At 54.7% G+C, this 25,718-nt stretch carries 13 protein-coding genes and 11 pseudogenes; 12 read left to right on the forward strand and 12 right to left on the reverse strand.

What is annotated here, in order from left to right; all coding sequences use genetic code 11:
• Positions 1-118: 118 nt before the first annotated feature.
• Together ACODNH_RS02355 and ACODNH_RS02360 are read right to left on the reverse strand one after the other, a co-directional pair.
• Entirely contained in the window at positions 119-253 is a 135-nt protein-coding gene (locus ACODNH_RS02355; RefSeq protein WP_434530281.1) for a hypothetical protein, read from the reverse strand.
• A 303-nt stretch (positions 254-556) separates the two neighbouring features.
• On the reverse strand, positions 557-769 hold the full coding sequence (locus ACODNH_RS02360; protein ID WP_310930783.1) for a KTSC domain-containing protein: 213 nt from the start codon (positions 767-769) through the stop codon (positions 557-559).
• A gap of 601 nt (positions 770-1,370) precedes the next feature.
• On the opposite strand from ACODNH_RS02360, the gene ACODNH_RS02365 reads away from it, so the two are divergent.
• The 3 genes from ACODNH_RS02365 to ACODNH_RS02375 all read left to right on the forward strand — a co-directional run bounded on the left by ACODNH_RS02365 (position 1,371) and on the right by ACODNH_RS02375 (position 3,662).
• Positions 1,371-1,754 (forward strand): hypothetical protein, encoded by a 384-nt coding sequence (locus ACODNH_RS02365; protein ID WP_310930782.1) that lies wholly within the window; start codon positions 1,371-1,373, stop codon positions 1,752-1,754.
• A 490-nt stretch (positions 1,755-2,244) separates the two neighbouring features.
• A complete protein-coding gene (locus ACODNH_RS02370) occupies positions 2,245-3,156 on the forward strand; it encodes a ParA family protein (protein WP_310930781.1) in 912 nt (303 codons plus the stop codon).
• Positions 3,156-3,662, forward strand: coding sequence for a hypothetical protein (locus ACODNH_RS02375; RefSeq protein ID WP_310930780.1), 507 nt, complete (start codon positions 3,156-3,158; stop codon positions 3,660-3,662). Before ACODNH_RS02370 ends, ACODNH_RS02375 begins: the two co-directional genes overlap by 1 nt.
• 100 nt (positions 3,663-3,762) lie before the next feature.
• On the opposite strand, the pseudogene ACODNH_RS02380 reads toward ACODNH_RS02375, so the two are convergent.
• Positions 3,763-5,021: pseudogene (locus ACODNH_RS02380) on the reverse strand (tyrosine-type recombinase/integrase).
• 489 nt (positions 5,022-5,510) lie between these two features.
• Between ACODNH_RS02380 and ACODNH_RS02385 the strand changes: the two are divergent.
• Complete coding sequence (locus tag ACODNH_RS02385) at positions 5,511-7,250, forward strand: transposase (protein WP_434530228.1); 1,740 nt, start codon at positions 5,511-5,513, stop codon at positions 7,248-7,250.
• Between the two features lie 388 nt (positions 7,251-7,638).
• On the opposite strand, the pseudogene ACODNH_RS02390 reads toward ACODNH_RS02385, so the two are convergent.
• Together ACODNH_RS02390 and fni are read right to left on the reverse strand one after the other, a co-directional pair.
• Positions 7,639-9,313, reverse strand: a pseudogene (locus ACODNH_RS02390) (transposase).
• 515 nt (positions 9,314-9,828) lie between these two features.
• Positions 9,829-10,912 (reverse strand): annotated as a pseudogene (gene fni / locus ACODNH_RS02395) (type 2 isopentenyl-diphosphate Delta-isomerase).
• A gap of 285 nt (positions 10,913-11,197) precedes the next feature.
• Here fni and ACODNH_RS02400 point away from each other — a divergent pair.
• On the forward strand, positions 11,198-11,851 hold the full coding sequence (locus tag ACODNH_RS02400; protein WP_010890434.1) for a winged helix-turn-helix domain-containing protein: 654 nt from the start codon (positions 11,198-11,200) through the stop codon (positions 11,849-11,851).
• A gap of 11 nt (positions 11,852-11,862) precedes the next feature.
• Positions 11,863-12,421: pseudogene (locus tag ACODNH_RS02405) on the forward strand (hypothetical protein).
• Positions 12,422-12,835: 414 nt separating this feature from the next.
• On the opposite strand, the pseudogene ACODNH_RS02410 reads toward ACODNH_RS02405, so the two are convergent.
• Positions 12,836-13,561, reverse strand: a pseudogene (locus ACODNH_RS02410) (transposase); the annotation flags it as partial.
• Positions 13,562-13,614: 53 nt separating this feature from the next.
• A complete protein-coding gene (locus ACODNH_RS02415; protein WP_256397716.1) occupies positions 13,615-14,532 on the reverse strand; it encodes a DUF1152 domain-containing protein in 918 nt (305 codons plus the stop codon).
• Positions 14,533-14,868: 336 nt separating this feature from the next.
• Here ACODNH_RS02415 and gdhB point away from each other — a divergent pair, with 336 nt between their 5' ends.
• On the forward strand, positions 14,869-16,176 hold the full coding sequence (gene gdhB, locus ACODNH_RS02420) for a glutamate dehydrogenase GdhB (RefSeq protein WP_434530282.1): 1,308 nt from the start codon (positions 14,869-14,871) through the stop codon (positions 16,174-16,176).
• A 161-nt stretch (positions 16,177-16,337) separates the two neighbouring features.
• Here the strand turns inward: gdhB and ACODNH_RS02425 are convergent, their stop codons facing one another.
• The 4 genes and pseudogenes from ACODNH_RS02425 to ACODNH_RS02440 all read right to left on the reverse strand — a co-directional run bounded on the left by ACODNH_RS02425 (position 16,338) and on the right by ACODNH_RS02440 (position 20,051).
• Entirely contained in the window at positions 16,338-16,661 is a 324-nt protein-coding gene (locus ACODNH_RS02425; RefSeq protein WP_434530283.1) for a hypothetical protein, read from the reverse strand.
• Positions 16,662-16,712: 51 nt separating this feature from the next.
• Positions 16,713-17,324, reverse strand: a pseudogene (sod, locus tag ACODNH_RS02430) (superoxide dismutase).
• A gap of 291 nt (positions 17,325-17,615) precedes the next feature.
• Positions 17,616-19,062, reverse strand: a pseudogene (locus tag ACODNH_RS02435) (amidase).
• Between the two features lie 28 nt (positions 19,063-19,090).
• Positions 19,091-20,051, reverse strand: a pseudogene (locus ACODNH_RS02440) (transcription initiation factor IIB).
• 291 nt (positions 20,052-20,342) lie between these two features.
• Here ACODNH_RS02440 and ACODNH_RS02445 point away from each other — a divergent pair.
• The 4 genes and pseudogenes from ACODNH_RS02445 to ACODNH_RS02460 all read left to right on the forward strand — a co-directional run bounded on the left by ACODNH_RS02445 (position 20,343) and on the right by ACODNH_RS02460 (position 22,176).
• Positions 20,343-20,625, forward strand: a pseudogene (locus ACODNH_RS02445) (transcriptional regulator).
• A gap of 361 nt (positions 20,626-20,986) precedes the next feature.
• The gene (locus ACODNH_RS02450) at positions 20,987-21,520 is read left to right on the forward strand and encodes an Rrf2 family transcriptional regulator (RefSeq protein WP_256397709.1); all 534 of its coding nucleotides are present in this window, start codon (positions 20,987-20,989) and stop codon (positions 21,518-21,520) included.
• 339 nt (positions 21,521-21,859) lie between these two features.
• Positions 21,860-22,075 carry an IS200/IS605 family accessory protein TnpB-related protein gene (locus ACODNH_RS02455; protein ID WP_256397747.1) on the forward strand — a complete coding sequence of 72 codons (216 nt, stop codon included), beginning with the start codon at positions 21,860-21,862 and terminating at the stop codon, positions 22,073-22,075.
• 35 nt (positions 22,076-22,110) lie between these two features.
• Positions 22,111-22,176 carry a transposase gene (locus tag ACODNH_RS02460; RefSeq protein ID WP_256397746.1) on the forward strand — a complete coding sequence of 22 codons (66 nt, stop codon included), beginning with the start codon at positions 22,111-22,113 and terminating at the stop codon, positions 22,174-22,176.
• Between the two features lie 179 nt (positions 22,177-22,355).
• Here ACODNH_RS02460 and ACODNH_RS02465 read toward each other — a convergent pair.
• Positions 22,356-23,234, reverse strand: a pseudogene (locus tag ACODNH_RS02465) (ornithine cyclodeaminase family protein).
• A 552-nt stretch (positions 23,235-23,786) separates the two neighbouring features.
• On the opposite strand from ACODNH_RS02465, the pseudogene ACODNH_RS02470 reads away from it, so the two are divergent.
• A pseudogene (locus ACODNH_RS02470) lies at positions 23,787-24,912 on the forward strand (aspartate aminotransferase family protein).
• The last annotated feature ends 806 nt before the right edge of the window (positions 24,913-25,718 follow it).

A 25,718-nucleotide genomic window follows, 5' to 3' on the forward strand; every position in this document is an offset into this window, starting at 1 on the left:
TACAGGATTACAGGATAGTCAGCGACAGGAACACGATCTGTCCGACTACTTTTCTGGTAGTTGGATACGGGCCTACATCCTAGAATCGTACTCTCCGCGAGTACCTGCTCTACTAGATTTATCGGTTAAGCAGTGAGGATATCCGATCCCAGTCAGCGAGGGCTAGGAGGGCGAGGGCAATGATGAGTCCCAATCCGAGAATGCCACTTCCGACCCAGAGCCGGATGTCCGTGAATTGGAGCACCTGCGTCATACCGACGACCAGTGGGATGAATCCAAATACAAGGAAACCTGCATAGGGGAGGTACTTTTCGCCGATCCGTTCAAGGAACACTCGTTTTGCCCGGGCATTCTCCTGTGCTGCGACAGCGTTCGCCCGTTCAGTTATTGCCCGCTCTCGGTCGGCGGCGGCCTGTTCGTATTCCGCTAGCGCACTCGCTGCTCGTTCAAGTCGATCTAACTCTTGGTCTGAAAGATCAGCGAGTTCCTCGTTTTCGATCCGTAATGAGGTTTCTGAGGGATCAATTCCGGCTGCTCAAATTCGAATGGGTCGGTGTTATCGGATTCGCTCATATGGAAATTTGTCCTTGATGCGTCGGTGATGGTATTTGCCGTGTGATGCGGCGTTCATCAACCCGTTGTAGACCGATTCCGGGACGTTGAAGTACTGGTACACCCGGCCACCGTGGAACTCGATTTCCAGGGTATTTGTTGCGGAGTCGTAGCCGACACTTCGAAGGTTGCTGGAGGAGACAGGTGTTCTATTCATGCTCTTGGTGTTTTTCTATGTGAGCAGTGTATTTGACACTCGATTCTCACCAATTGATAGGAAAAGAGCTACCATAAGCTTTCGCCGGCCGGATAACCGATATCTCACGGCCGCGAGAGGGAGTTGCTGTTTATATCAACGAACCTCATTATTGAGAGCCACACAACCTAGTGAAGAAGCTCTGTTGAGACGTCAATAGCGGGTACGATTCGGTCGGAGTGGCTTCTAGTCGGTTAGCCACTCATCAAGTACTTGGCTAGTTTCTAGACGCACATTACGTAAACCAGGATTTCGACTGGTGGGTGTCGCTCTACATATAGCGGGATGGGGTTCATACGAACCGTCCTAACTATTCGAGTCGAGGTGTCTGGGAACGTTGGCACGAAGTACTTATAGATGCCTTTCGGACGCCCAATATGGGCCTCTTCGAGACCTTGTTTAGTTCATCCACCACCGATTCCGTGCATCAACCGCAGCAGCCAGCGCAGCACGAAATTTTTCCAGACGATGAGTACAACGTGGCGTATGCTGTCGCTGCCCGTCGGGAGGAACTCGGCGCTTAGAACAGCTTCTCGAAGCGGATCAAACCTCCCCGACTGCCGTGGAGTCAGAGCCACTTCTTCGGAAGGTCATTGATGATATAGAGCGTGAGGGAGAACCATCTCTTCGCCTCCGTGCCTCGGGTGAGGAGCTCGTCGACGATCTTCGTGAACTAGTGGAGCAGTGGGACGATCAGATCGATGGTCAAATTGGCACAGTGTGGTGGCCGATTGGGGCGGATACCAGGTTCAGGTTGTATCTTCACTATCTGGAGCTTCGCGCAGACGCGGAGGATGACCAATTTTCGTTCCCAGAGTCTGCTGGGCAGGTGCATACCCTCGTTCAGCGGGGACTCAGTGTAATCGAAGACGATGACAGCTCAAAGCTTGCAGTAGTCCATAAGCAGGATATTCCTTGGGAAGAACCGACAGAGGCTGCTGATTAGAGCCGTCTCTGGTATTTCTGCCTTTCTGGTGACGGAGGATCTACTGATCAATTTCCTATTGTGTGATATCTGTTCCTCATAGTGGGTAGAGGAAGCGCTATTTCTCGCCTGTCTCTTCGTTGCTCGCGAGAGCTATTCTAACCCACGCATCAAATCCATCCGTTCAATTCATATACCTAATCTATGCACCTAATCAATTCACCTAATATTCTATCTGGTGGGTGGTTCTCGGGAGGCTCCACGAAAGTCCTGTATTAACGCCCTACTGTCCTACTTGGGTGTATTATGTGATAACCTAATCTGAATTTATAATCTGAATGTAGTGCCTCCTGGTGGGTGGATGGATTCTCTAAAACCATTATCAACATACATTGGGTGGGGTAATTGGATCTATTGATTAGGTAAGTAAATTATGTGGATGAATTAGGTGAATGGGTTAGCCGTATGTCTGACGTACCTTTATTATGCGAACGACCGATGTGGAGAACACATGCCCATCACCTATACCATCTACTCGGAATCAGGGGGAATCCACAAAACAACGTGGACAGCGAACCTCGCCGAGGCTCACGCTCGACAGGGATTCGATGTCCTCGTCATCGATCTCGACCACCAGGCCGCCAATCTCACCTACCTCTTCGATGTTGAGGAGGGGCGTGACGATCCCGAGGCAGACAATCTCGTCCGACACGTCCTCGGACGACCCGACGGTGACTTCGAGGACCTCATTCGCAGCACCGACGAGGGAGTCGACGTCCTCCCGGCGCACGATATGCTCGAGGAATTCACCGAACTTCTCCTCCAACGTGAACGCTTCGAGGAGAATATGGGCGACGAATTCAACCGGTACGAGCAGCTCTATAACGTCCTCTGGGAGGAGAACAACGTCCAGGACGACTACGACGTCGTCATCATCGACCCGAACGCTCGTGCTGAGATTATGCTGTATAACGCCATCTATGCCACTCGAACACTCGTATCACCGAGTAAACCCGCTGGAAAGGGCAACAAGAGCCTCGAAGGGCTCGCAGGGCTCTTAGAGAGTATGAGTGAGAACCTGGGGATCGACGTCGGCGTCGCCGCAGTCATCCTCTCGGGTGCCGGTACAACCAGCACACACAACCGCTACATCGAAGAAATGGAAGATGAATACGGTATCGCCGCGACGATTGGCGAGCGACAAAGTATGATGGACGAGATGTGGGATGCCCAAGGCACGGCGTTCAAAGTCGTCGAGGAAGCGTGGCACAACGGGGAGGCGGGAACCCGTCGCCTCCGCGAGCGCGAAGTCGAGACGCTCGAGACCATTCTCGATATTGCCAGCTACCTCACCGATGAGTTCGGCGTCGAACCCCCTCAGGAGCCGGAACTCAACATTGAGGACGCGGAGGTGATGTCCTAATGGCGGGGTTGAAGAAGGGAACTGGGAGCCTCGATTTCGACGAGGAGTCGGACGAGGAGCCCGAAGAGACGGACGAGACCGAAGCATCCGAATCGGAGAGGGAGGAGAGAGCAGCAGAGACGGAGACGCAACCCGACGCACCGACGGAATCCGATCCGACCACAAAGCCCCCATCTTCGGAGGAAATGCCACAGGAAGAGACCCAATCACAGGCGGTGACACCGTCCCAGTCGGGCGATTTCGATCTGGATGACCTTCCGTACCTCGTGCAACGGCAGATGCGCGGTGCGTCGGTGAACGCGGACCGAACCAAGCAACTGCTGCTCGAGGTTCGTCCCTTTGTCAAAGAGGGTGAAGAGGACTTCTTGAACGACCTGCAAGACCTCGTTGATGGTCCTGTGTACAAGGGTGACGCGCGCGAAGCTGCGATGGTAGTCGCACAGGAACACCCCGAACTCGTCGCCGAGACACTCCGTGAGTGGGGAATCGAATATCTGGATAAATAACCCGCAAGCGTCGAGATTCGCGCTCTCCTCTCTCCCTCAGATCCTCCTCGGAAGTTTGACTGCGACAAATCGGTATACAGCAGCTGCAGCACCGGCTGAGTCACTCGTCGACCGGGTGGGAAGTTGGCTCGTCGCCGGCGTCGTGTTGACCTCGCAGCTCTTGATCGTGCTCGGCGAAGGCGGCTTCAGCGCGTTCAGCCAGCTCACCCGCCTCAATGTGCGAGTAATGCTCGCGAACGATCTCTTCGGAGTTGTTCTAGGTATCGGGCCGCCTCGGCGTGACCGTACGCCCGGACGAGCACCTCACCGACACCACGACGAGCGCCGTGTGGAGCTGAGATACCCGTGTTTATCGTCGAGGTCGATGTCCGCGTCCGCCGTGAGTCGTTTTAGGACCTCGCGAGCGCCGTGCGTCGTTAATGCAGGCGGTTCGATACCATAGTCAGCAAGCAGTTCGAGAGGTGACGCCTCGCCGTCATTCACTTTCTCTGTGCGAATAGACTCGACTTCAGCCGGGTCATATCTTCGGGCGGTCATCGTCTGGGCAAACGTCTCCACCAGTGTCGGGTAGTCCAGGGTCGGGAACACCGGCCACTCCTCGCTTGACGCGTCTGTGATGCGCTTCAGCCGCTCCAGTGGAGGAACAGCAGGGTCTGGTAGCGGTCGGTCATCCCATTTCCCCGTTTTTCCGAGCACCTGGATGTTGTTGTCCTCGAACGAGACATCCGACCACCGCAATCCATCACGTCCGCGCCGATCGTCGTTTCCATCGGCGAGGACCTCGGCGCCGCGAACCCCTGTGAAGCAAAGGATGTAGACGAGTGCCCGATCACGAGTCGCCTTGATCGCCGTTTGGCGGTCCTCCGCGACAGCGTCGATGGCATCGTGTGCTTGTTTGTTCACATACTCCAGGAGACGTGCTCGATGCTCGGCCGACCAGGCCTGTTGTTCTCCGCTCTTCCGACCTGTATCCTCGGGGAGTGGCTCTTTCGCCCGGCGTCGCTGGGCGATGTTCCCCGAGAGATAGCCTTCGCGAGCCGCCCAACCGCAAAATCCGGAGACGTGAGCGTAGTAATTCTGTACCGTGCCCTCGGTCCACCCCTGCCGAGCAAGATACCGCGCGTACTCACGAAGATCACCGACGGACAGCTCCTCAAACGTCACCGATGACGACGAACGATCCTCCGCAAGAAATTCGATGAGCCGATTCACCTCGCGTTCAGCATGTCGTCGATACTGTCCGCTCTCGCCGTTGCGCCCCTTCCCCTTGTCCGAGAGGTAATCTTCGAGAACATCGACGAGAGGTACCGCTGCGCCGCGTTCGTCACCTGAGTGCGAATGCTTCTCGTCGGAACTCATCGCGATCCCTCGCTGTAGTCAAATTCGGGTGGGGTTGGTTCTCGGGAACGAGCCGACAGGCGCCGATATCGCGCAGGGCCGTTCTGAGTGGTTGTATCCCGGGGTTTGAGCGGAGGCATTGGGTTCGCTGTGGCAGACGGCGGCCACCCCCTTGAATCTGTTTACGTTTATCGCACTAAACGTAAACGCTCTACTGGCTCGATTTGAATCTCTAAACCGGCGATAAACACGTCCAAACCCAAGAATGCGCCATTTTAGCCAACTCATAAATTATATACCGCTATACAAATTTGTGGTGTGGGAAGTTCACGTTTTCGGGATCTCAAATTCTACCAACCACTAGACTGCTGACAATTCCTTTGCGTGGCGGTATCGATTGCTGAGACAGCTATGAGTTCAACAGAGATCTGAACCAGTCGATTTGGCGACCAATGTGACGATTTGAAACCTCTCGGTGACGGGCTCAGAACTACAATGACTTCTGAGCAGATGTCGGCAGGTGACGACGACGCCCCCGCGCTCGCGGGGGCGATCGTCTATCACGCTGGGGAAGTCTGTGAAACCGTGGATCATCTCTGGCGTGTCCTCGGAGAGGTTTCGATTCCAGTTGACGGGCTTACCGACCACCGCCAGCAACACAAGGTCGCAAACGGCACTGAACCGATGGCTCGGGTGTATCTCTACCAGGAGATCTACGACCTCGCCCAGAGCGAGGTCGCAGATCGCCTCGAAGATCGCCCATCACTCCTGAAGACGCTTGATTTGGACAAGGCACCGAGCCAGCAATCACTCTCGTACGCGTGGACGCAGTTCAGCCAACAGACCAAACGGACGCTCAACGCGGCAGCTACAGGTATCGCACAAGAAGCCGTCGACCGCGGCGTCATCTTGGAAGCACGAGTACCAATCATCCCAGATGAAGACGATATCGAAGAAGACGGTAATGAACCAACCGTAACACGCGAACACATTCGAAAGCAGGGGAACAAGATCGTCGAGCTCGCCCGAAGGCACGCCTTCGGCGAGTTCGACTCCAACAGGGCCGATAACAGAGTCTACGAGGACGAACAGATCCTCGATCTGTTCGCCTCGGCATGTCTCACCCAAGGAAGTGCCCACTCCGAGGGTGAAGCTGGCTGGTTTCTCGACGAGAACGATGCCTGTGACGACTCGACGTTCCTCCGAGTAATCAAGCAGTTCGCAATGCCGGCTGATCAGGAAGTCTCTGTCCCACTCCAAAAGCAACAGATCGAGGATATCGTCGCGTTCACCGAGGTATTTCGCGAATATCTCATGGACGCGTTCGACACCGCGACCGAGAATATTCTTCAGACGATTCGGTATGAAGATCCATTCGACGACCGCCACGTCGTGGCGGCCGTCGATTTCACGCACGTCCCCTACCACGTCTGGCCGTGGATCGATAAGGACGAACAGATCCCGAAGTCGACGTACCCGCCGATGGTAAGCGGGTACGTCGACGACGGTGAATTGAAGCACGGCTACACGTTCGCGACGATCACAATCGTCGGGAACGATGTTCCGATCATTTTGGGGATTGAAGGCGTCAAGGAACACTCAGACTGGGAGCCAACTGAGACGCCCGCTGACTCGAAAGCAGACGTCGTTACGCGTCTGCTTTCGAGAGCCCAGCAGTACGTCGATCTGGACGAAGTGCTACTGGATCGTGGCTTCTACGCCAGAAACGTCCGTGCAGAGATTAACAGTCGTGGACTGTTGTACACGATGCCAGTGGGGAAATACGAGTCAGATTACAAGGCAATCAAGCGCATCAAGAGCAAAGATGGGGTAGACGCCGCTGTCAACCACGACGTCCCCGTCGGGATAGACGGGGACGTCGACCATACCGCAGAATATCTGTACGTTCCAGCCACCAGTGACGACGCTGACGGTGAGTATGCCGTGTTCGTAACTAACCGCGATCACGTCGATCCCGACGAGATCGCTCACGTGACGAACAGCTACAGCCGTCGCTGGGATATCGAAAACCAGTACAAGTCGGTGCAGTCTTACCTTCCAAAGACCTCCTCAACAGACTACCGAGTGCGGTTGTTCAACTTCACGTTCGCGGCGTTATTGTACAACCTCTGGCGACTCACCGACTTTCTGGTGAAGATCGGCATGGAGCGAGAAATCAGGTCGCCGCCAGTCGTGACCGCCAGGACGTTCGTCCGGGCGGTCGGTCACTCCCTTCGAAAAGCCGGGTGAGAAGGCGTACTGTTTCTGTTGCTTGCCTGCGGCAAGCCGCAGGCTTCGCAGTCTGAGCACGATATCGGCCATTCCCTCGCCCCCCGCTGTCACTCCTCGCCAGCCAGCAACCGATGCATAGCATCTCCGCAAGGACATCTCAAACTCCGTCTGATTCGACCGCTATTCGTTTGTAGACGCTCTATATCCCGAAAACGTGGAAGTTGAGACTACAGGGGGTTTAGCGAGGCTGTGATGCGCAGTCTCGGACGAAACAGTGACTAGTTCGGCTTCGAATCTCCTCTCAATCGTCTCTTCCTATCGCACTCCCAACTAAATCGGTGGATTTTCGAAATTCCTGACAGCGTTGCCACTCAGAAATCCGCACTGGCCCCGACAGAGTACCTCCTTATCCGATTCCAGTCTCCTTCTTCAGCAGCGTGAGCGTATTGTCGGCCGTCACAATCGGCGCGTGTTCGTACTCACCAGTCAACTCGACTTGGACAAGTAAATCGACTGCTCGCCAAATCGAGTACAACAGACACGCAAACGCGAAGTAGAAGAATCGGAGCCCGAAATCCGTCGACGTCGTCGCAGCCATGAATCGCTTGATCGACCGATAGCCACTCTCAATCTCCCACCGGTAGCCGTACTCACTGAGAAAACCACCACCCCGGTTGGACATGAACACCGAGTACTGTCGATGGTCGTCGTGCTCAGAGTCTTCTTTCCGGCGATAGATCAGCGTCGTCTCGTGCCACTCGTTCTTGCCAAGATGGAGCTTGCGGTCGGTCTCGTACCGGTCTTGATCGCGTTGGAGGAGTCGTTTGGCCTGAGCTTTCTCACTCGTTTGCATCCGTTTCGGCACGACGTAGGACAGTCCACGCTGGCTGATCATCTCTAGAATGTGCTGGCTGTCGAACTCCCGATCCATCAGCACGTTATCGACGTGAACGAGGTCCTCAGCGGAGTCGAGCAGGTCCTTGACGATCTCCTTGCGTGACTCGCCTCGTCGAACTGGGCGGGCATCAAGCACGAGTGGAACAGCGTTGCCGACCAGCTGGACTGTCGCCCACTGGTAGGCGTATTCGTCATTCTTCTCCTTCGTTCCGATTATCTCGTCCTCGTGGCCGGTACGGTCGCCGGTAAAGGGGTCGTCCTCGGTGATGTCGATCGCGACGATTCCAGCTCGAAAGAACTCCTCTGTCCCCGCGAGCTCGTTGATGAGCTGACGGAGTGCCTGTCGGTACATCTCGCGAATCTGATTGATGGGGAGGTCACGAATCTGGTCGCGATGACCGTGCCCGAGTGGCGTTCGATCACGCGTCGACTCGTGGATGAAACTGCGAGCGCCCTCGTTAGCCGCTAGGTTCTCACGCAGGCCCAGATAGGTCTGTAAGCCCCAGTAGGCGTTCTCAGGAATCTCACAGCCCTCACCACGATCGAGCGAGAACGCGGGGCATACGACGCGACTGATGTGGTCGGTGACCCTCTCAGCCTTGTCGAGGATGGCCTGATCGTTTGGGACAGATTCGTCTGCGTCGTCGCCTTGATCCGGGAGGTTTCGTTCTGGGTCGCGTGGTACAGCGACACCCGCGTTCTGCGCTTTGATCAGGATTGTTCGAGCCGCTTCCTGGATCGTCTCACGGAAATCGCGCGTGAAGCGCTCGTTCCAGCCGCGCCACAATGTCGATTGATCGGGCACCGTCTCCAACTCGAGGCGTTCACAAAGTTCGGGGTGGCTATCGAGGTACTCGACGAGAGATGTTTCGTGCTGCCATCCGTGGAGTTCTTTCAGCAAGAACATGCGAAAGAGGGTGTCCATCTCGTAGCGTGTTGACCTTCCGTAGCAGTCCGTGGGCCTCGAAGCGGAAGTAGGCCAGCGGAAGTTCGCAGACGCACTGTTCGAGTGAGTTATGATTTGGGTGCGTGAACCAGACACTCGAGACGACTCGAACGTCCGATTCTAACCCACCGAGTGAGGAGCGATCGTACAGCGGTGTCGAGTCATATGCGGGCCACTCGATATGTTGGTGTGCGATTCGTCGAAAGACGCTGCGCCGAGACTCGCGAGTCGCGACCACTACAGAAGAATAGCCCGGAGACGCTCAAGAGTTCGTCCAACCGACCAGTATAGAGAGTTCTGTGGCTCTGCTGGATTCCTCAATCGCGAGCAGGGGTAATGCAGCTAATCGTTAGATGTAGAGGAACAGTATATCGGTTAGTGAAAATTCGTTGTGTCACAGGGGACAAATCTTATTCTACAAGAAATTCTTCTGTGACACATGGACCTGAGCTGGGCACTTCTCCTTGTTGTCGCCGTCCTCGTAATCGGGTACGGTCTTTACACTGTGTACAATCTCTCAAATTTCCTCGGGGACTACCTTCGTTCCTGACAACCAAATTCTGGTGTTCTTGCTTCCGTATACCCGGTACATTCGCACACCTACTGAACGGTTATTTCACGACGAATTCGCTGGTGAGAACCCGCCTCGTTGTGGTGCGTAGTTCGGTAAGTACAGGTTGGACAGATATCGGAGTCGGCTCTCTCTTTCCCGCTGTTGTTCTATCCGTCCTGCTGAGACTGGGGAATCCGGGACTACTCGCTACTGGTTCGTTGTTCCACGTACTCGCGCGTCTTTCCGTGCAACACGTACTCCACCTGCTGGAGCTCGTCGATCGACCCCGAGCCGGTGACGAACATCGCTGTTCGCAGCTCGGCGATCAGGTCCCCGACGCGTTCGATGACAGCGTCTGGCCCGTCTGTAGCTGGTTTCAGGAATGGTTTCGCCAACCCGCCGGCGCGGGCACCCAGGGCAATCGCTTTTGCCACGTCCAATCCCGTTCGGACACCACCACTCGCAATGACGCAGGTCGTGTTCGGCAACACACTCGATCGTGCTTGCAGCGGTTGGAATGCCCCATTCTCGGAACAGGGTGCCGATTTGTTTCTGTCGCGGCGCGTTCGCGGCTGCTGCGCGATAGGCTTCGATCCCGGACCACGTCGTTCCGCCTTTGCCAGCGACGTCGAGAGCGTCAACGCCTGCCGCAGTTAGCTCTCGGGCAGTCTCCCCGGAGATGCCGTTGCCCGTTTCCTTGACGATAATCGGCACCGAGAGTGCCTCGGACACTCGTTCGATCGCAGCTACACAGTTCCGGCCATCGACGTCGCCTTCTGGTTGGGCGGCTTCCTGGAGGAAGTTCAGGTGGACCGCGAGCGCGTCGGCGTCGATCATCTCGACTGCCTGCTCGACCATTTCGATGTCGTACTCTCGGAGCTGTGCAGCGCCGAGGTTCCCGTAGATGAACGCATCGGGTGCGGCATCGCGGACGACGGTGTACGATTCGAGGACGCGTTCGTCGTCGAGTTCGAGGCCTGCTCGCTGGCTACCGAGACCCATGGCGATACCGGTTTCGCTGGCGGCCCGGGCCAGCGCCCGATTGATCTCCGTCGTGTTGTGGTGCCCGCCAGTCATGCTCTCGATGAAGATTGGGGCAGAGAGGTCGTGACCCAGGAAGTCGATGGAGGGGTCGATCGCGTCGTAATCGAGTTCCGGAAGCGCGTTGTGGACGAGGTGGACGTCGTCGAAGCCCGTGCCTGTCGTTTCGACGTCCCGCTCTTGGACGATTTGAAGGTGGTCGTCTTTTCGGTCTTCAGTCTGCGTGGAGTCCTGCGCCGTCATTAGTCGGGTTTGTACAAGAGATGGGAAAACAATACTGTTGTATCGACTCTCCCCCATCCTAACTATTCTTGAAATGATAATATTCAGGGGTCGCTATGTGTCTGTATTCAGCATTGCGCTGCTATACGACGTAAATTGACAGAGATACCAGTGATAAGTTCGCGTCTCTACTTAATGGGCGTTGTGGGCGAGAGTAGTGTGTAATTAAGGCACGTAACAAAGCTATCCTCTGCGGTCGGGCCCGTTTGTAAACACTACAGTGACCCGGTTCCGTGGCAAACATTTATGGTTTCCAGTTTCGTAACTCTACACAAGATGAGTTACGATACAGAACACGTGCGAAACGCGGGGGACACTCCAGGAACCATCACTGGAATTCCGACGTTCGCAGAATTACTTGAGAACCCGTCCCTCGCGGACCTCTATACATCGATTAGACAGGCAGAGACTGCAACAGGTCCCGAACTCGTCGAAACAACGACCGTCTCCAAAAAGACGGTGTACGACTACTTGCATAAACTGGAGCAGGCGGGCCTGATCAGCAAGGTTGGCGACGAGACCGGGACTGCCGTATACACCGCTCAGGAGTTCGAGCTAACGTTGACGGTCCGTGAGACGGAAGTCTCGATCACTCCCAAAATCATCGAGGTAATCGCCCAGAAAAACGAGTACCCAGCGATCGAACGAGTCCTCGAAGACTACGGCATCGTCACGTTCGCGCTCGCATACGATCTCGTGAACGCACACAGTGAGGGCGAGGTCACAATCCGGCAAATCGCGAGCCTCACAGATCTCTCTCCTGGAACTACGTATGATCTCGTCGAAGCGCTCTATTCGGTTCTCGACCTCGGTGATGACGATTCGACCCCGACGACGTACACACCGGATGAGTTCGATGCGGAGGGGGGCGATCTCCTCGAGGAATACGCCGATAAGTGAACCGAGCGAGGATGTATACTGCGAACATTGCGGACACGGTGATGTTTCGGAACTTGGGGAAGCACCCCAGTCCACACCTACAATCGCTCAAGAGTGCCGTAGAGGAAGCTGGAACTGAAGTTTGGGTGCCAGCAGCGGTCTACCACGAGCTGGCGGATACCGGGAGTGCCGACTCACCGACGAATCCATACCTCGATACGGCTATCGAAGAAGGGCTGGCTTCGGGTAGCCACACCGCTACCAGGTGATCGTACAGCGGGATTCGAGAGTAGTGCTGGACCGGTTGAGAAAGCACGGTTCGTTGCAGATGAGTTTCTCAACGAGCAGAGCAAGTATCCAGAGACGAACAACTGGCAGGACGCGGCGGTGGTCGCGTTGGCAGTTCGATTGTTCGATGCGAATGCTCGAATCCGTGTGATCACTCACACAGCGGACGAAAATCTGGCAAAGGCGTGCGCTCGTATCCCTCCGGAATTCGGATACTACGATATCAAGTCCCGATACTACAACCCACCCCAAACAGCGAAGGTTGAGTTTCCAACCGTTGGCCAGCTCACGTGGAGTGAGTAGAGAGCATTTTGGCGGTTAGACCAGTATTAGCACGTTTACGACTTTAATGTCAACGTCAGCGCGATGTACTGGTCGCCTTGGAATGGGTAGCTTCCCGGCTTTCTGTGATTAGAAGTAAAATCGACGAAAATGTCGAAGGATCACCTTGTCCATAGCCACAAACCAGTCCGAGAACCGTATGCATTGAGAAGGCCGGTCTCATCTTCTGGTCGGGCTTGGAAGTTCGCAGTTTCGGAGGATAGGCCAGTTTTGGGTTGAATCTCCGCCGGTTTGGCGTCCATCCCCCAACGAAGCGCTCGATTCCTGCCCACCTTGAACGAGATAATCGAGCGAGCTTGGGAAATTGCTCGGATTTTGGTGCTCCTACAGAGCGTCGCCACTCCCAAGCGGTGATCCCGATGGGGAATCAGTCGCTCAGTCAGGTGGGATCAGCGCCGAGACGATGATCCCGACGCACTCACCCGCGGTCAACACAGGTGCGTAGTTCATCTCGCCGTCGACACCCGCTTTCAGCAGGAAGTACGTGGGCCGCCAAATATTGTACAACAACACCGCGAACACGAAGTAGAACAACCGCACGCGGTAGTCCTTCGAGGACGTCTTCGCCAGAAAATCGCCTTTAATCGACTTGTACTCGTTTTCGATCTGCCAGCGACGACTGTACCGGCGACAGAATGTCTCGGCTTCATCCGGTCCTACTCGGAGGTTCGTCGCGAACACCGTCGTCCCGTCACCGCTCGTCGGCGGGACGTACAGGAACCGCATCGGGTGTGACCCTGCCTCCACGTGGACGGACGCCGATTCAACAGCGACTTCCTGATCGTCCTCGTCCATCTGCTCTATCACCTCGCGTTCGGAGCTGGTGATCCGCTTTGGAATGAGATAGTTGACGTCGAGATTCGAGAGCGTCTGAAACACCCGCATCGAGTCGAACTTCCGGTCACACAGGACCGTCTCGATGGGGACGTGTTCTTTCGCCCGCTGGACAAGCCGACGGACGACCCGGTGAATCCGGTTCGACAGGTTCTCGTCCCACGCTGAACTCTCACGCACCGGCTCGACAGCCAGGACGAGCGTGATATTCCATCCAACAATCGAGAGTGTCGCGAACTTGAACGCGCGACCCCCATCATCTCTACTCAAATTCAGCGGGGACCATTTGCGAGCGATGGCGCAGTGTCATATTATCACTTTCAATCGATCCGATTCTTTTCCTTGTCAAATTCGATGCTGTAACCACCGGTGCGGAGGGCGGAGACCGCTTCGTCAAGGGTGGTCGTATCGCGAACGAGAGTAGCGACGTCCGAACGATCAGCCACGGGGCCCGTCTCGAAGTAGAACGTTACCGAGCTAGGGACGGTAACCTCAAGGGACAGCTCTCCGCGGCGGATCGTTCGCTCCCCGAGTTCACCTCGCGCGGCTTCGACGGGAAGCCGACTCGCCTCCGTATCAACGATGTCGAGCACTGCTTCAAGTTCCGACCGGACTTGACGCGTGATCCCCCATGAGCCGAGGAGCGCGTCCTCGGAGAGCGACTCGAAGGCTCGATTGAGTTCATCGAGGGTCAATTCGCCGTCGCTTCCAAATCCAATGACCCCGATGCACGTGTCGATGTCGAGTTTCTCCAAGGAAACGAGGCCGAGCCCATCGGTGACCGGACTACGGAGTCCCGGTTCGTCCCCTCGGGCGAGAATGTCACCGCCGGCGTCAACACCGACGACGAGATCGACTTCTAGCGTCTCGCAAGCATCCCGAAGTCCACTGGTCATTTCCCGAACACCTCGGCTAATGTCGATGAGCGCGACCCGTCGTTCGAAGTGGTCGGCGACGAGGGATTCGCAGAACACCAGCCCATCCTCGGTTCTCGTGTCGCCGTTTGCCATACCGACTGTCTCGCTGATCCGCTCGTAGTCGACCACTTCCGAGAGGCTGCGAGGACCAGGCCGGGAGTCGCGAGGCACCGGTTCCCAGGTTGTCCCGCCTAGGATGACGTCGACGCCCATCGATTCGAGAAAACGGGCGGTCGGGATACTACCGACTACGTCGCCACTCCCGCCGATACCGAAAACGAGCGCACGATCGACGTCGAAGGAGTCTTCCAGCGTATTCATATGGAGTCCAATCACCATAGATGTATGTAGATTTGGTCCTCTGCGGCGGTGACGTGCCAACTGGCCGTAACCTGAATCTATCGAACAGATGATAGAAGAGATACTAAACCGAACCGGGCGGGTTGTCCGGACTGAACGGCAGCGCCCATTGAGAGCGGGTCAGATAGTTCGGTGCGATTATAAACGAAAGAACCTAACATACGAAATGTCGAAGCTGGCCTAACGAATAAGGGCCCGTACGTGAGCTTCGAGTAAAAAAAAGTCATCGCTGTGGACAGCACTAGCCGCTGTCCTGACTGTGGCGGACCGATGCGAAATCGTCGAATGTCGCGTAGAATGACCATGGCACCCAATTCCGATAAAGACCGCGACAAGACAGAGGATTCGACAGTACAATCTACGAAACCGAAATCAGCCCTCGAAACGGCACGCCGGCAGCTCCACCATGCCGCAGACCATCTCAGTATTGATCAGCATGTCGTCGAACGGCTCAAACACCCGAAGAAAGTCCATGAGGTTACCGTCCCTGTCGAACGGGATGACGGCACAGTCGAGGTCTTCACGGGAGACCGAGCCCAACATGATAGCGTCAGAGGTCCGTATAAGGGAGGGCTCCGGTACCACCCCGAGGTGACCAGAGATGAATGCGTCGGACTCGGCATGTGGATGACCTGGAAGTGTGCGGTCATGGACCTCCCGTTCGGCGGTGCCAAAGGTGGCGTCGCCGTCAATCCGAAAGAGCTGAGCTCGGCGGAAAAAGAGCGGCTCACCCGTCGGTTTGCACAAGAGATTCGCAACGTCATCGGTCCCAACAAGGACATTCCCGCCCCAGACATGGGGACGGATCCACAGACGATGGCGTGGCTGATGGACGCGTACTCGATGCAAGAAGGCGAGACGACACCGGGAGTCGTCACCGGCAAGCCGCCGGTCGTCGGAGGCAGTAAAGGCCGTGAAGAAGCCCCCGGACGGAGCGTGGCGATTATCACACAACTCGTCTGCGAGTACTACGACCGTCAACTCGAGGAGACGACGGTAGCAGTACAGGGATATGGAAGTGTCGGCGCAAATGCTGCCCGACTGCTTGACGATTGGGGAGCGACGGTCGTCGGGATTAGCGACGTCAACGGAGCGATGTACGACCCAGAGGGGATCGATACGGCTTCGGTCCCCTCGCACGACGAGGAGCCGGAAGCCGTCACCGACTACGCGGATACCCTGATCTCGAACGAAGAGCTACTCACGCTCGACGTCGACGTGCTCATTCCCGCAGCTCTGGGGAACGTTATTACGGAAGAGAACGCAGAGGCGATTGCTGCGGATCTCGTCGTCGAAGGAGCAAACGGTCCGACCACCTCGACAGCAGATTCGATGCTCGCCGATCGAGATGTTGCAGTGATCCCCGACATTCTCGCCAACGCCGGTGGTGTTACGGTGAGCTACTTCGAGTGGCTCCAAGACATTAATCGTCGAGCCTGGTCTCTCGAACGAGTGAATGATGAACTCGAAACAGAGATGCAGGCTGCCTGGCGTGACGTCCAAGCAGAGTTCGAAAGCCGTGATGTCACCTGGCGTGATGCAGCCTACATCGTCGCGCTTTCTCGAATTGCTGAGGCTCACGAGGCCCGGGGGTTGTGGCCGTAATAGATGGGTCAACCTCCACTCAGGCGAACTCGGCAGCCATCCACTCCGCTTGAGCGAGGACTATTTCGGATATTCCGTCTGTCTTCGCTCGGTACCACTGCTGTAGTTGTTTGGTTATTCGGGTATCTATGCATCGCGTTTACACTCAGCGTGATTGGCATCTACGATCCTGAATTCGGCGTGATGAGCTTTACCGATCCCTTCTTTATTGTGTCGAGCTTCCTGGCGGGAGTTTTCATGTGTGCGATGTCCGGGACACTCACGCTACTCACACTCCTTCTTGATACGAAGAATGCAAACGCGGAATTTGTTATACTGATGAGTTTGATCGCCTTTGGCTTTGGTGCAGCCACGATGCGAGTTACATCCAATCCTGTGCAAGCGTGGCTCATCGATGTGTGGAGCGCTATAGTGTGAACCGGCTCGAGGGCAAGTGGTTCGAGAGATTTACCTCCCTCGTCATCACGAGACGGCTTTTTTGCCATCTCGGACGACTCCAAGCACGCCGCCTACTCAGCCTGGTGATCTGGATAATCTTATTCGAAGTGATCGACGGATTTCTCGTACTGCTCGGTCGCGTGTTCCCAGTCGACGACCTCGAAGAAGGCATCGATGAAGCTTCCCCGATCCGGGCCGTAGTCGTAGTAGTAGGAATGCTCCCAGACGTCCAGCGCAAGGACGGGATGAGCGCCCCAGAGCGCGCCCTGGTCGTGCTTGTCGACCACAACGTTGCGCAGCTGCTTGGCGACCGGATCGTACACGTAGGAGAGCCCAGCCACCAGCGGAGCTCGCGGCGGCTTCGAACTCCCCTTTCCAGCCCTCGTAGGTGCCGAAATCGTCTTCGATACGCTCGCGGAGATCGCCAGACGGTTCGCCGCCGCCGTTGGGCGACATATTGTTCCAGAACAACGTGTGGAGATAATGGCCACAGCCGTTGTGAGTGACGCTGCGCATCGCGCTTCCGGATGAACCGAGTTGCCTGATTCGCGGTTCTCCGCCAGCGTTTTTTCGGCGCTATCCAGGCCATTCACATAGCCCTGATGGTGGGTATCGTGGTGCCACGTCAACACTTGCTCGGAAATGTGCGGTTCGAGTGCATCATAGTCGTACGGGAGCGGTGGCAGTTCGGGATCGGATTGCTCGGACATTGCACTTGAGACGTTGTACCCCGTTCATTATAACCATTTGCTGAAATCAAATATTAGTGCAATTGTTATACTTAGTGAATATCTCACCATGACTCCGCTAAAGTCCCGATCAACTGGGCGATCTGTGCAGTTATCTTCTCGATGTTATCTTCCCAGAATATCGGGGAATTGTTTGATGCTCGACTGACCCTCCGTGTATTTCGTGTGAAAGCCTATATGGGTGCTATCTTGGCATTCGAGAGGTTCTCGAGCGAGCCAGTACACTGGGCTACCCAACGGTGACCACGATATTCACACTCCAGGGTACTGATCGGTCCACGGCCGGACTCGCTCTATCGCAGCAGCGACGCTCAGAATGTCTTCCTCGGCGAATCGTCGGCCAACAATCTGCAATCCAACAGGGAGGCCTTCGTCGGTAAATCCGGCCGGAATTGATGCCACAGGGTGGCCGGTCATGTTAAACACCCACGTCAACATAACGTCTGTCGGGACACCCATCACTGAGTGTCCGTCAATCTCCGTTGGATAGCCGTCAGCGAGACGCTTACTATATGGTGGAACAGTAAGAGTTGGTGTCACGAGGACATCGTAGCCAGCCAATGTGTCCTGAATTTCCTCGTATGCAGCAGTGCGAGGTACGTTCTGTAATCGGTCGGTGGCAGCGTCTGTTTCCGTTCCTAATGTGATCGTCGAATGTACTGTGTCTTCGACGTCGGCGGCCGCAAAGTCGATGTCGTATCGGTCTCCGAGATGTTGGGCGAACGCACTGAAAAAGACGCCGACCTGTGTGACATACGCCATCGACAGGTCCTCATAAGATGGCAGTGAGAGGTCGACAGTATCAACAGTAGCGCCAGCAGCCGCCAACTCTGTAACAGCGTCGTTGACCGTCTCACGCACCACTTGTGAGACCGGCTGCAAGTCCAGATTCGGGCTATACGCAACTGAGAGCTCATTAGTTGGTCGATCAGTCGCTCCCGTGTAGTCTGTCTCTGGTTGAGGAACGCTGAATGGATCCCGGTCATCTTGGCCCGCAAGGACATCAAGCAAAACCGCCGTATCTTCGACGGTCCGTGCCATTGGTCCACCAACAAAAAACGGGGAGTGCGTATTAAAGCCATCACGGGGGACGCGCTCGGGGATGAGTCCGAACGTCGGCTTCAGCCCGACGACGTTACAGCAGGAGGCGGGCACTCGGAGTGAGCCACCGATGTCTGATCCGGTCGCGAGCGGTACCACACCGGCCGCAAGCGCCGCTGCAGACCCACCGGAAGACCCACCAGCTGACCGGTCATGGTCGAACGGTGTCGGAGTCGCTCCGACAAGCTTGTTCTCCGTCTTGATGGTGTGACCAAGGGCTGGCGTATTGGTCGTCCCGACGATCACTGCTCCTGCAGCTTCCAGCCGCTCAACCGTGATGGAATCGTCGTCGGCCACATTATCAGTCAACGGTGCGAGCCCCATCGTATGCCGGATTCCCGCTTTTCGGGTCCGGAGGTCCTTGATTGCGACCGGCACGCCATGGAGTGGGCCGAGATCGTCACCACGTGCCGGCTGCATCGTCAGCCATTCGAGCACGGTTCCGTGCCGATTCTTCGGTTACCGTAATAAACGCGTTCAACTCATCGATCGCCTCAATACGGTCAAGAACTGACTCAAGGAGATTCAGAGAAGACTGCCTTCCAGTCCTAATCTCACACGCAAGGTCGCGTACCGAGACGGCTGTGGGTTTGGTCATGTCTCTTGGATGAATTTCGTAGCCAGTTCTACTGATGTATATCTAACATCTCAATCTGTTCTTGGTATCGGTTGCGAATAGTCACCTCGGTTACCTGCGCCACATCCGCCACCTCGTGCTGTGTGCGTTTCTCGTTACAGAGCATTGCGGCGGCATAAATCGCAGCCGCAGCGAATCCGGATGGTCCGCGGCCCGACAGTAACGGATCAGCAGTCTCTTCGATAATTTCGTTGGCCTTTGCTTCAACCTCTTGGGGAAGATCAAGCTTCGAACTGAATCGCGGGACGTACTGTTTTGGGTCTATCGGCAACAGTTCGAGGTCAAGTTCATTTGAAATATATCGATAGGTACGACTGATTTCAATGCGTTCAACACGCGAAACCTCCGCTATCTCCTCCAGTGACCGCGGGATACCTTCCTGCCGACAGCCCGCATAGAGCGCAGCCGTCGCCACGCCTTCGATCGACCGTCCGCGAATCAGATCCTCATCTAATGCCCGGCGGTAGATGACACTCGTTACCTCACGAACGTCTCGCGGGACACCGAGTGCACTCGCCATCCGGTCAATCTCGCTGAGCGCAAATTGGAGGTTCCGTTCCCCAGCATCCTTCGTCCGGATTCGCTCCTGCCATTTCCGAAGGCGGTGCATTCGCTGACCGCTTCTTTGACGAGATTGCTCGCCCATACGCGTCTTTGTCTTTCCAGTCGATCTGGGTGGTCAGACCCTTATCATGCATTGTGCTGGTGGTCGGGGCCCCGACACGGGACTTTTCCTGTCGTTCTTGATGATTGAATGCCCGCCACTCTGGGCCAGAATCTACCAAGTCCTCTGCTATGACGAGCCCGCACTCTTCACAGATCCGCTCCCCTCGGCTAGACTGTTGGATAATTTTGTCTGAACCACATCCTGAGCAGGTAGTCCCCTCAATTTCGTCGTCAGATTGCTCTGTTTCGTGCTCTTCGTCATCGAGCCGGACAGACCAAACCATTGGTTTTTAACAGTGGAACCGCTTCAGCATAAAGTTTGAATAATAGATCTGTCACCTATATCGGAGGATTGAGATGATCGACTCTTGATTTCAGAATGTGCCTTCCCATCGGGAATAACACCAGTGAATCCGGACTATCTCACCATCCTTCGGTTCACTACAACAGGTTTGGCGAGGACCTTCGAAGCAGACGAACCCAATCCAGACATTCTGTTGGGGGGTAGACGAGTGACAAAGGTACCGGATATCGCAAATCGACACGATTTACCTATACCCTCTCGTAGGTGGCTTATGGCAGATCTCAACCCCATTGCTAAACAAATTCATAACCTTAGTCCCGGTTCTGTCAAAATAATACTTGACGATGGATCGCAAATAATACCCCAGATATCCAAGGCGGAGTTTTTTCAGCAAGAATTTTCAGGCAGAGGGGACCCGTGAAAATGAACAAAATCTATATCGATTTGTATCGAGTGAAGATAATGAATCCGTTCTGGTTGGGCGAAAGGGGCCAGATGAGGATACTTGGACGATGGTTGGGTGTGTTCAAGAAGTTGATAGCGTTGATAAATGATAATATCCCAACATCGAAACAACTCATTTGTAAAATAATTTTGGATATGGGGAATCTTCAAGTCCGGTTCCCGTAAATCGAGGGACGTAGAAGTTTACACCACGGTCTCACAGCCTCCGTGGCGGCTCTCTTCGACGGTGTTAACATCCCTTGGCGTGACCCAACAGTCTTGCCAGGGGTTCTCCTCGTGCCTTTTCGAGAAATAGCGCCGAGGTGAAAGCAGACGTCGACGTCGGTTGTCTTCGATAATGTAGTCCAAGAGTGAGCGTCGCTTAGTCGTTTCAGTCGTCGACGTTAGGGACGCCTCCGAAGGGTTCTTTATTTAAACAGCTTTAATCGGGTGCCTACCCAAGTCTATCGTATGTCGTCGATTGAGCTTACGTCGAGTCAGAAAACTATTCTCACGGCGTTGATTAATCTCTATCCTGAGACGGAGGACGCCGTCAAGGGCGAGGATATTGCCGCTGAAGTCGACCGCAACCCTGGTACAATTAGAAACCAGATGCAGAGCCTCAAAGCGCTCCAATTGGTCGAGGGCGTCCCCGGGCCGAAGGGCGGATACAAACCCACTGCGAATGCCTACGAGGCGCTAGATGTCGAACAGATGGAAGAACCGGCGTCAGTCCCACTTTTCCACGACGGCGAGGCCGTCGAGGACGCCAACGTCGAGGAAATTGACCTCTCAAGCGTCCACCACCCTGAACTCTGTCGCGCGGAAATCCATCTCCAGGGCTCCATCCGTAGCTTCTCTGAGGGCGACGAAGTCATCGTCGGCCCGACGCCGCTATCGAAACTGGTCATCAACGGAGTTCTCGACGGGAAGGATGATACCAACAACATCCTCATTCTCCGGATCAAGAGTATGGAAGCGCCGGCCGAACAACCTGAGCACTAATCGATCACTGTCGGTACCTGAGAAAACCACAGTCGTCACCAAGTCGATCTTCCGCTTTGCCGTTCATATGTCGGTCCACGAGTGAACAGTTTGCATTGTCGACGAGATGCTGGCAATCCACCGGGTGGCGGGTATCGGCCTCGGTATCTGCAATTTCGCAGCGGTTGCAGTCGGTGACGACTCCTGCTGTATCCTGGTAGTTCACTCAAGGAGGACGATGATTACTTCCAGAAGGAGCGAGCGACGTGCGAAGACAGCGATTCCCGCAAGCGCGATGGCTGGACCGGGAAACGCCGCGAGCGCCGCCACCACTTCTTCAACGCTGCCTCGAAGGATGTGGTGACCGAATGTGCCGCCTGGAATGCTGGGACGATTGCTGTGGGCGACCTGAGTGGTATCCGTGACAGTGCTGATTGGGGCGACCACGGCAAGCTCGATTTGCACGGGTGGGCGTTCGATCGATTCAGCGAGATGCTGGAATACAAAGCCGCCGAACACGGCATCAGCGTCGGGCGCGTGGACGAACATGACACATCGAAACCGTGCGCCTCGTAAGGGACCACGGACGATAGCCAGCGTGGCGAGCGTGATTGTACGTCTGCGAAGATTGTGGACTGGTCGCCAATGCTGACGTGAATGGAGCCGAGAATATCTGACAGGAGGTGCTCCCGAATCTCACCTGTGACGAGAGGATAGGGATACCGGCTGGATGGCACCGCCTGTGGTGCGCCTGTTCGACAAATCTACGGGGCGACAGTCCCATAAGAACGGATGACCCATGAACCATAATATCTCAACACACGGGAAACTGCGACGTGAAATGGCGCGAAGGATATCATTTAGAGAACAAGCTTGTAGATGGAATATCCTCTAGTCCGGTTGCATATTCGTATGCGACATGCGCGGCAGCGACATCTTGAATCGCGAGACCGGTGCTGTCGAATATCGTCAGTTCATTTTGTGGTATTGCCAATCCATCGCCTGCACTTACTAACTCACCAAGTTCGCCATAGATATCATCTTCATCAAGATCTCCTCGACTCCACGGTACGTTGATCTCACCTGCGTGAATTGCTTGGTCAAAACTATCGACGAAAACGCACCCTTCTGTGAGAATATTCGTATTGAGTTCCTGTTTACCTTCGGCATCGGCACCGATCGCATTAATATGCGTTTGAGGATTGACCGCGCTAAGTGGAACAATTGGTTCTTCAGCAGGGGTCACAGTTGAGACAATATCACATGCGGCCGCTTCATGAACGGTACCAGCCTGAATCTCGAAATCGGGATATGTGTCAATGAATGTGTCCACCGCGTCATCGTCCACATCATTCACGATGACCTTGTTGATTGGCCTGACTTGAGTGAGGGCTTCAAATTGAGTATACGATTGCGTTCCAGCACCGATAAGGCCTAAACTGTGAGCATCGTCAACCGCGAGATGATCTGTAGCGACGGCCGAAGCTGCCGCAGTCCGCTTCCGAGTAAGAACGGTGGCGTCCATGATAGCTAACGGACTAAGCGTCTCTGGGATCAGAGTAGATAATTATCCCCATTACCGTTGGCAGGTTATTGTTTGATGGATTATCCGGATGGACGTTAACCCATTTGATTGCAGCACCCTCCGCGACGAATCAGCTCCCCCGACATATGCAGGCATTGACCGAAAATCACCATTATACTGGGGCAGATCAATATATGACTTCGGTGGCATAACCACAGTCCCTCGCTCGTAGGCTTGGAATGCTTCTTCTACGGCATCTTTTCATCGCCTCTGATCCGGGAACTGATTGTGATTACTTCTGAATTAAGCAGGAGGGATTCCATATGGGCAACTAACCTTGTATCGAACTTAATCCTAGCCCAGTATCAATCCAATCGAGTTGGGACAATTGCTTTATTTCTTGATTTATTCGCTTATTCGTCCTTGGACTTCATCTCTTTTAGACGATCTAGGAACGCTTCCGTAGTGTCCTCCGTGTCAAACGCTAATTGACCTGATATTCCGTCGGTTGCTCTTCGGAGTCTGATTCAATTTCGGAGAGTTTCTTCTCACTCGGTGTTCGTGCTCTTGTTCGTCGAAGTTACCCATACCCATAGGAATCTAAATGTTGGAACGGATTACCAAAAACCTAGCGGGAGAAGTGACAACAGGTCACAGGGTATGGTTAGACCGTTCGATAGAGGTCTGTCGGAACTGCTACTGTAGAGGAGTGGGACAGATATTTCCCAGCACGTTTCAGAGTAGTATCTGTGATACCTGAACATGAGTGGATTCGTGTATTCTGAGAAACCTATCGAGATCGTTGAAGGGGATGGTCCGTATCTTTACGATGACAACGGGGACGAATACCTCGATATGGGCGCGAGCTACGCATGTGTCCCGTTGGGGCATGGCCACGAGAGCGTTACGGATGCCATCACAACACAGCTTTCGGATCTGACCATGTGGTAGGGCTTGTATCCCGTTGCAGTGCGGAGTCAGCTCTACGAGACACTGGACGTAGCGCCCGGTGGTATCGAGAAGGTGTGGCTCTGTAATTCCGGAACCGAGGCTAATGAGGCAGCACTGAAGTTTGCTCGTGCAGCCACCGGTAACACGAAAATCATTGCCACAGTACGGGGATTTCATGGTCGTAGAATGGGCGCGCTTTCCACTACGTGGAAGGACAAATACAAAGATCCTTATGAGCCACTTCTTGAGAACGTAGAGTTCGTCCAATATGGCGATGTTGACGCGATAATCGACGGCAATTCGATGGCAATACAGCGGCTGTCATAGTCGAACCCGTCCAAGGCGAGGGAGGCATCAACCCTGCCTCTCCCAATTTTATGAAGGCTATCCGTGAGGCGACCACAGAAGCTGGAGCAGCGCTAATTCTGGATGAGGTTCAAACGGGGTTGGGTCGGACAGGCAAACTTTGGGCCTGTGAGCGTATAGACGTTGTGCCAGACATACTCACAAGTGCAAAGGGACTCGGAAACGGATTACCCATTGGCTGCGATGTGTCGCGACTGGATTGCAGAAGAATATGGCTACGATGCGTCGACATTCAGCGGGAACCCTCTTATCTCAGCGGCAGCTGAAGCGACAATATCGACGATTACCGATGAAGACCTGCCTATCCATGCTGCCGAGATCGGAACATACCTGCAGAAGCAGTTAGAGGCGGAACTCGGTGATCAGTTCCGGGATATCCGCGGCGAGGGGTTGATGGTGGGTATCGAGGTTAAACGCGGAGCAAACCGTATCCTACAGGAGCTGGCGATAGAATCATCGTGTCCTTGCACTACCTGCAGGCAGGACTGTCGTTCGACTTCTACCTCCACTAATCATCGATAAAAACCACGCTGACCATGTTGTAGATGCACTCGGGAAAATAATTGACTGAATGATGCTCTGTCGTCCAGACGTTTCGATAGCTGACGACGCTGCTTCAGACCAAATTGTCTTAGAGATGGAGAGCAGGCGATGAGACCCTAACGCGCGCCCGACGAAGATAAGGTACGAGGCACTTTCCCGGCCAACTCGCGGCATTCAAGCACGTGTCTCCACGGTGTAGTGGGAGAGCGGTTAACTGGTGAATTCACAGTTTGAACTCTGGAATACTGGTCTTGTTGTAATTCTCTTGCCGTCGTGCGATTTTGTATAGCGGTTTCTTTCCTTGTATCGGTCGTGAGTGGATGGTAGAAAAACTCAATTGAGCATTAATAAATGAGAGTGGAAACAGAGCCAGAGTGCTGATTCTAGCTTAGGAAATGATGATAGATGCAGCAGGCTATCTACTTATAAAAGTCCCGTATATTTGGACTGGGCCCCAATCTGGTATACGCTACGTAGACACTATAACAAATGTACTGTTGTTATTTACGGCTCAGGGCGGATCCGATTCAATAATCAGAATCAGAATTACAGACCTACGCTTGTAATTCCAACAGTTCTATTATGATTTCAGTCAAACAATACCGATCGTCACAGAATATGTGGCACTGCTAAATCGGGGTTAAACTGGGTGCTCCGAAGAGCTCTGAGTTGATGCAACTCGAATCTCTGGTGCTCGAGATGCTTAGATAGAAAAGAGGGCGTGTCCGCCAGTCTGATTAACTAATCTGGCACATGCTCCTTTTGACGGATCGCCGTTATTAGTGGAATCTCAAAGCCCTCTGCGCAGAATTCGGCCTCAAGCTGATGCCAGGT

It is taken from the genome of Haloarcula sp. NS06, from assembly GCF_051122755.1.
Classification (GTDB): Archaea; Halobacteriota; Halobacteria; order Halobacteriales; family Haloarculaceae; genus Haloarcula.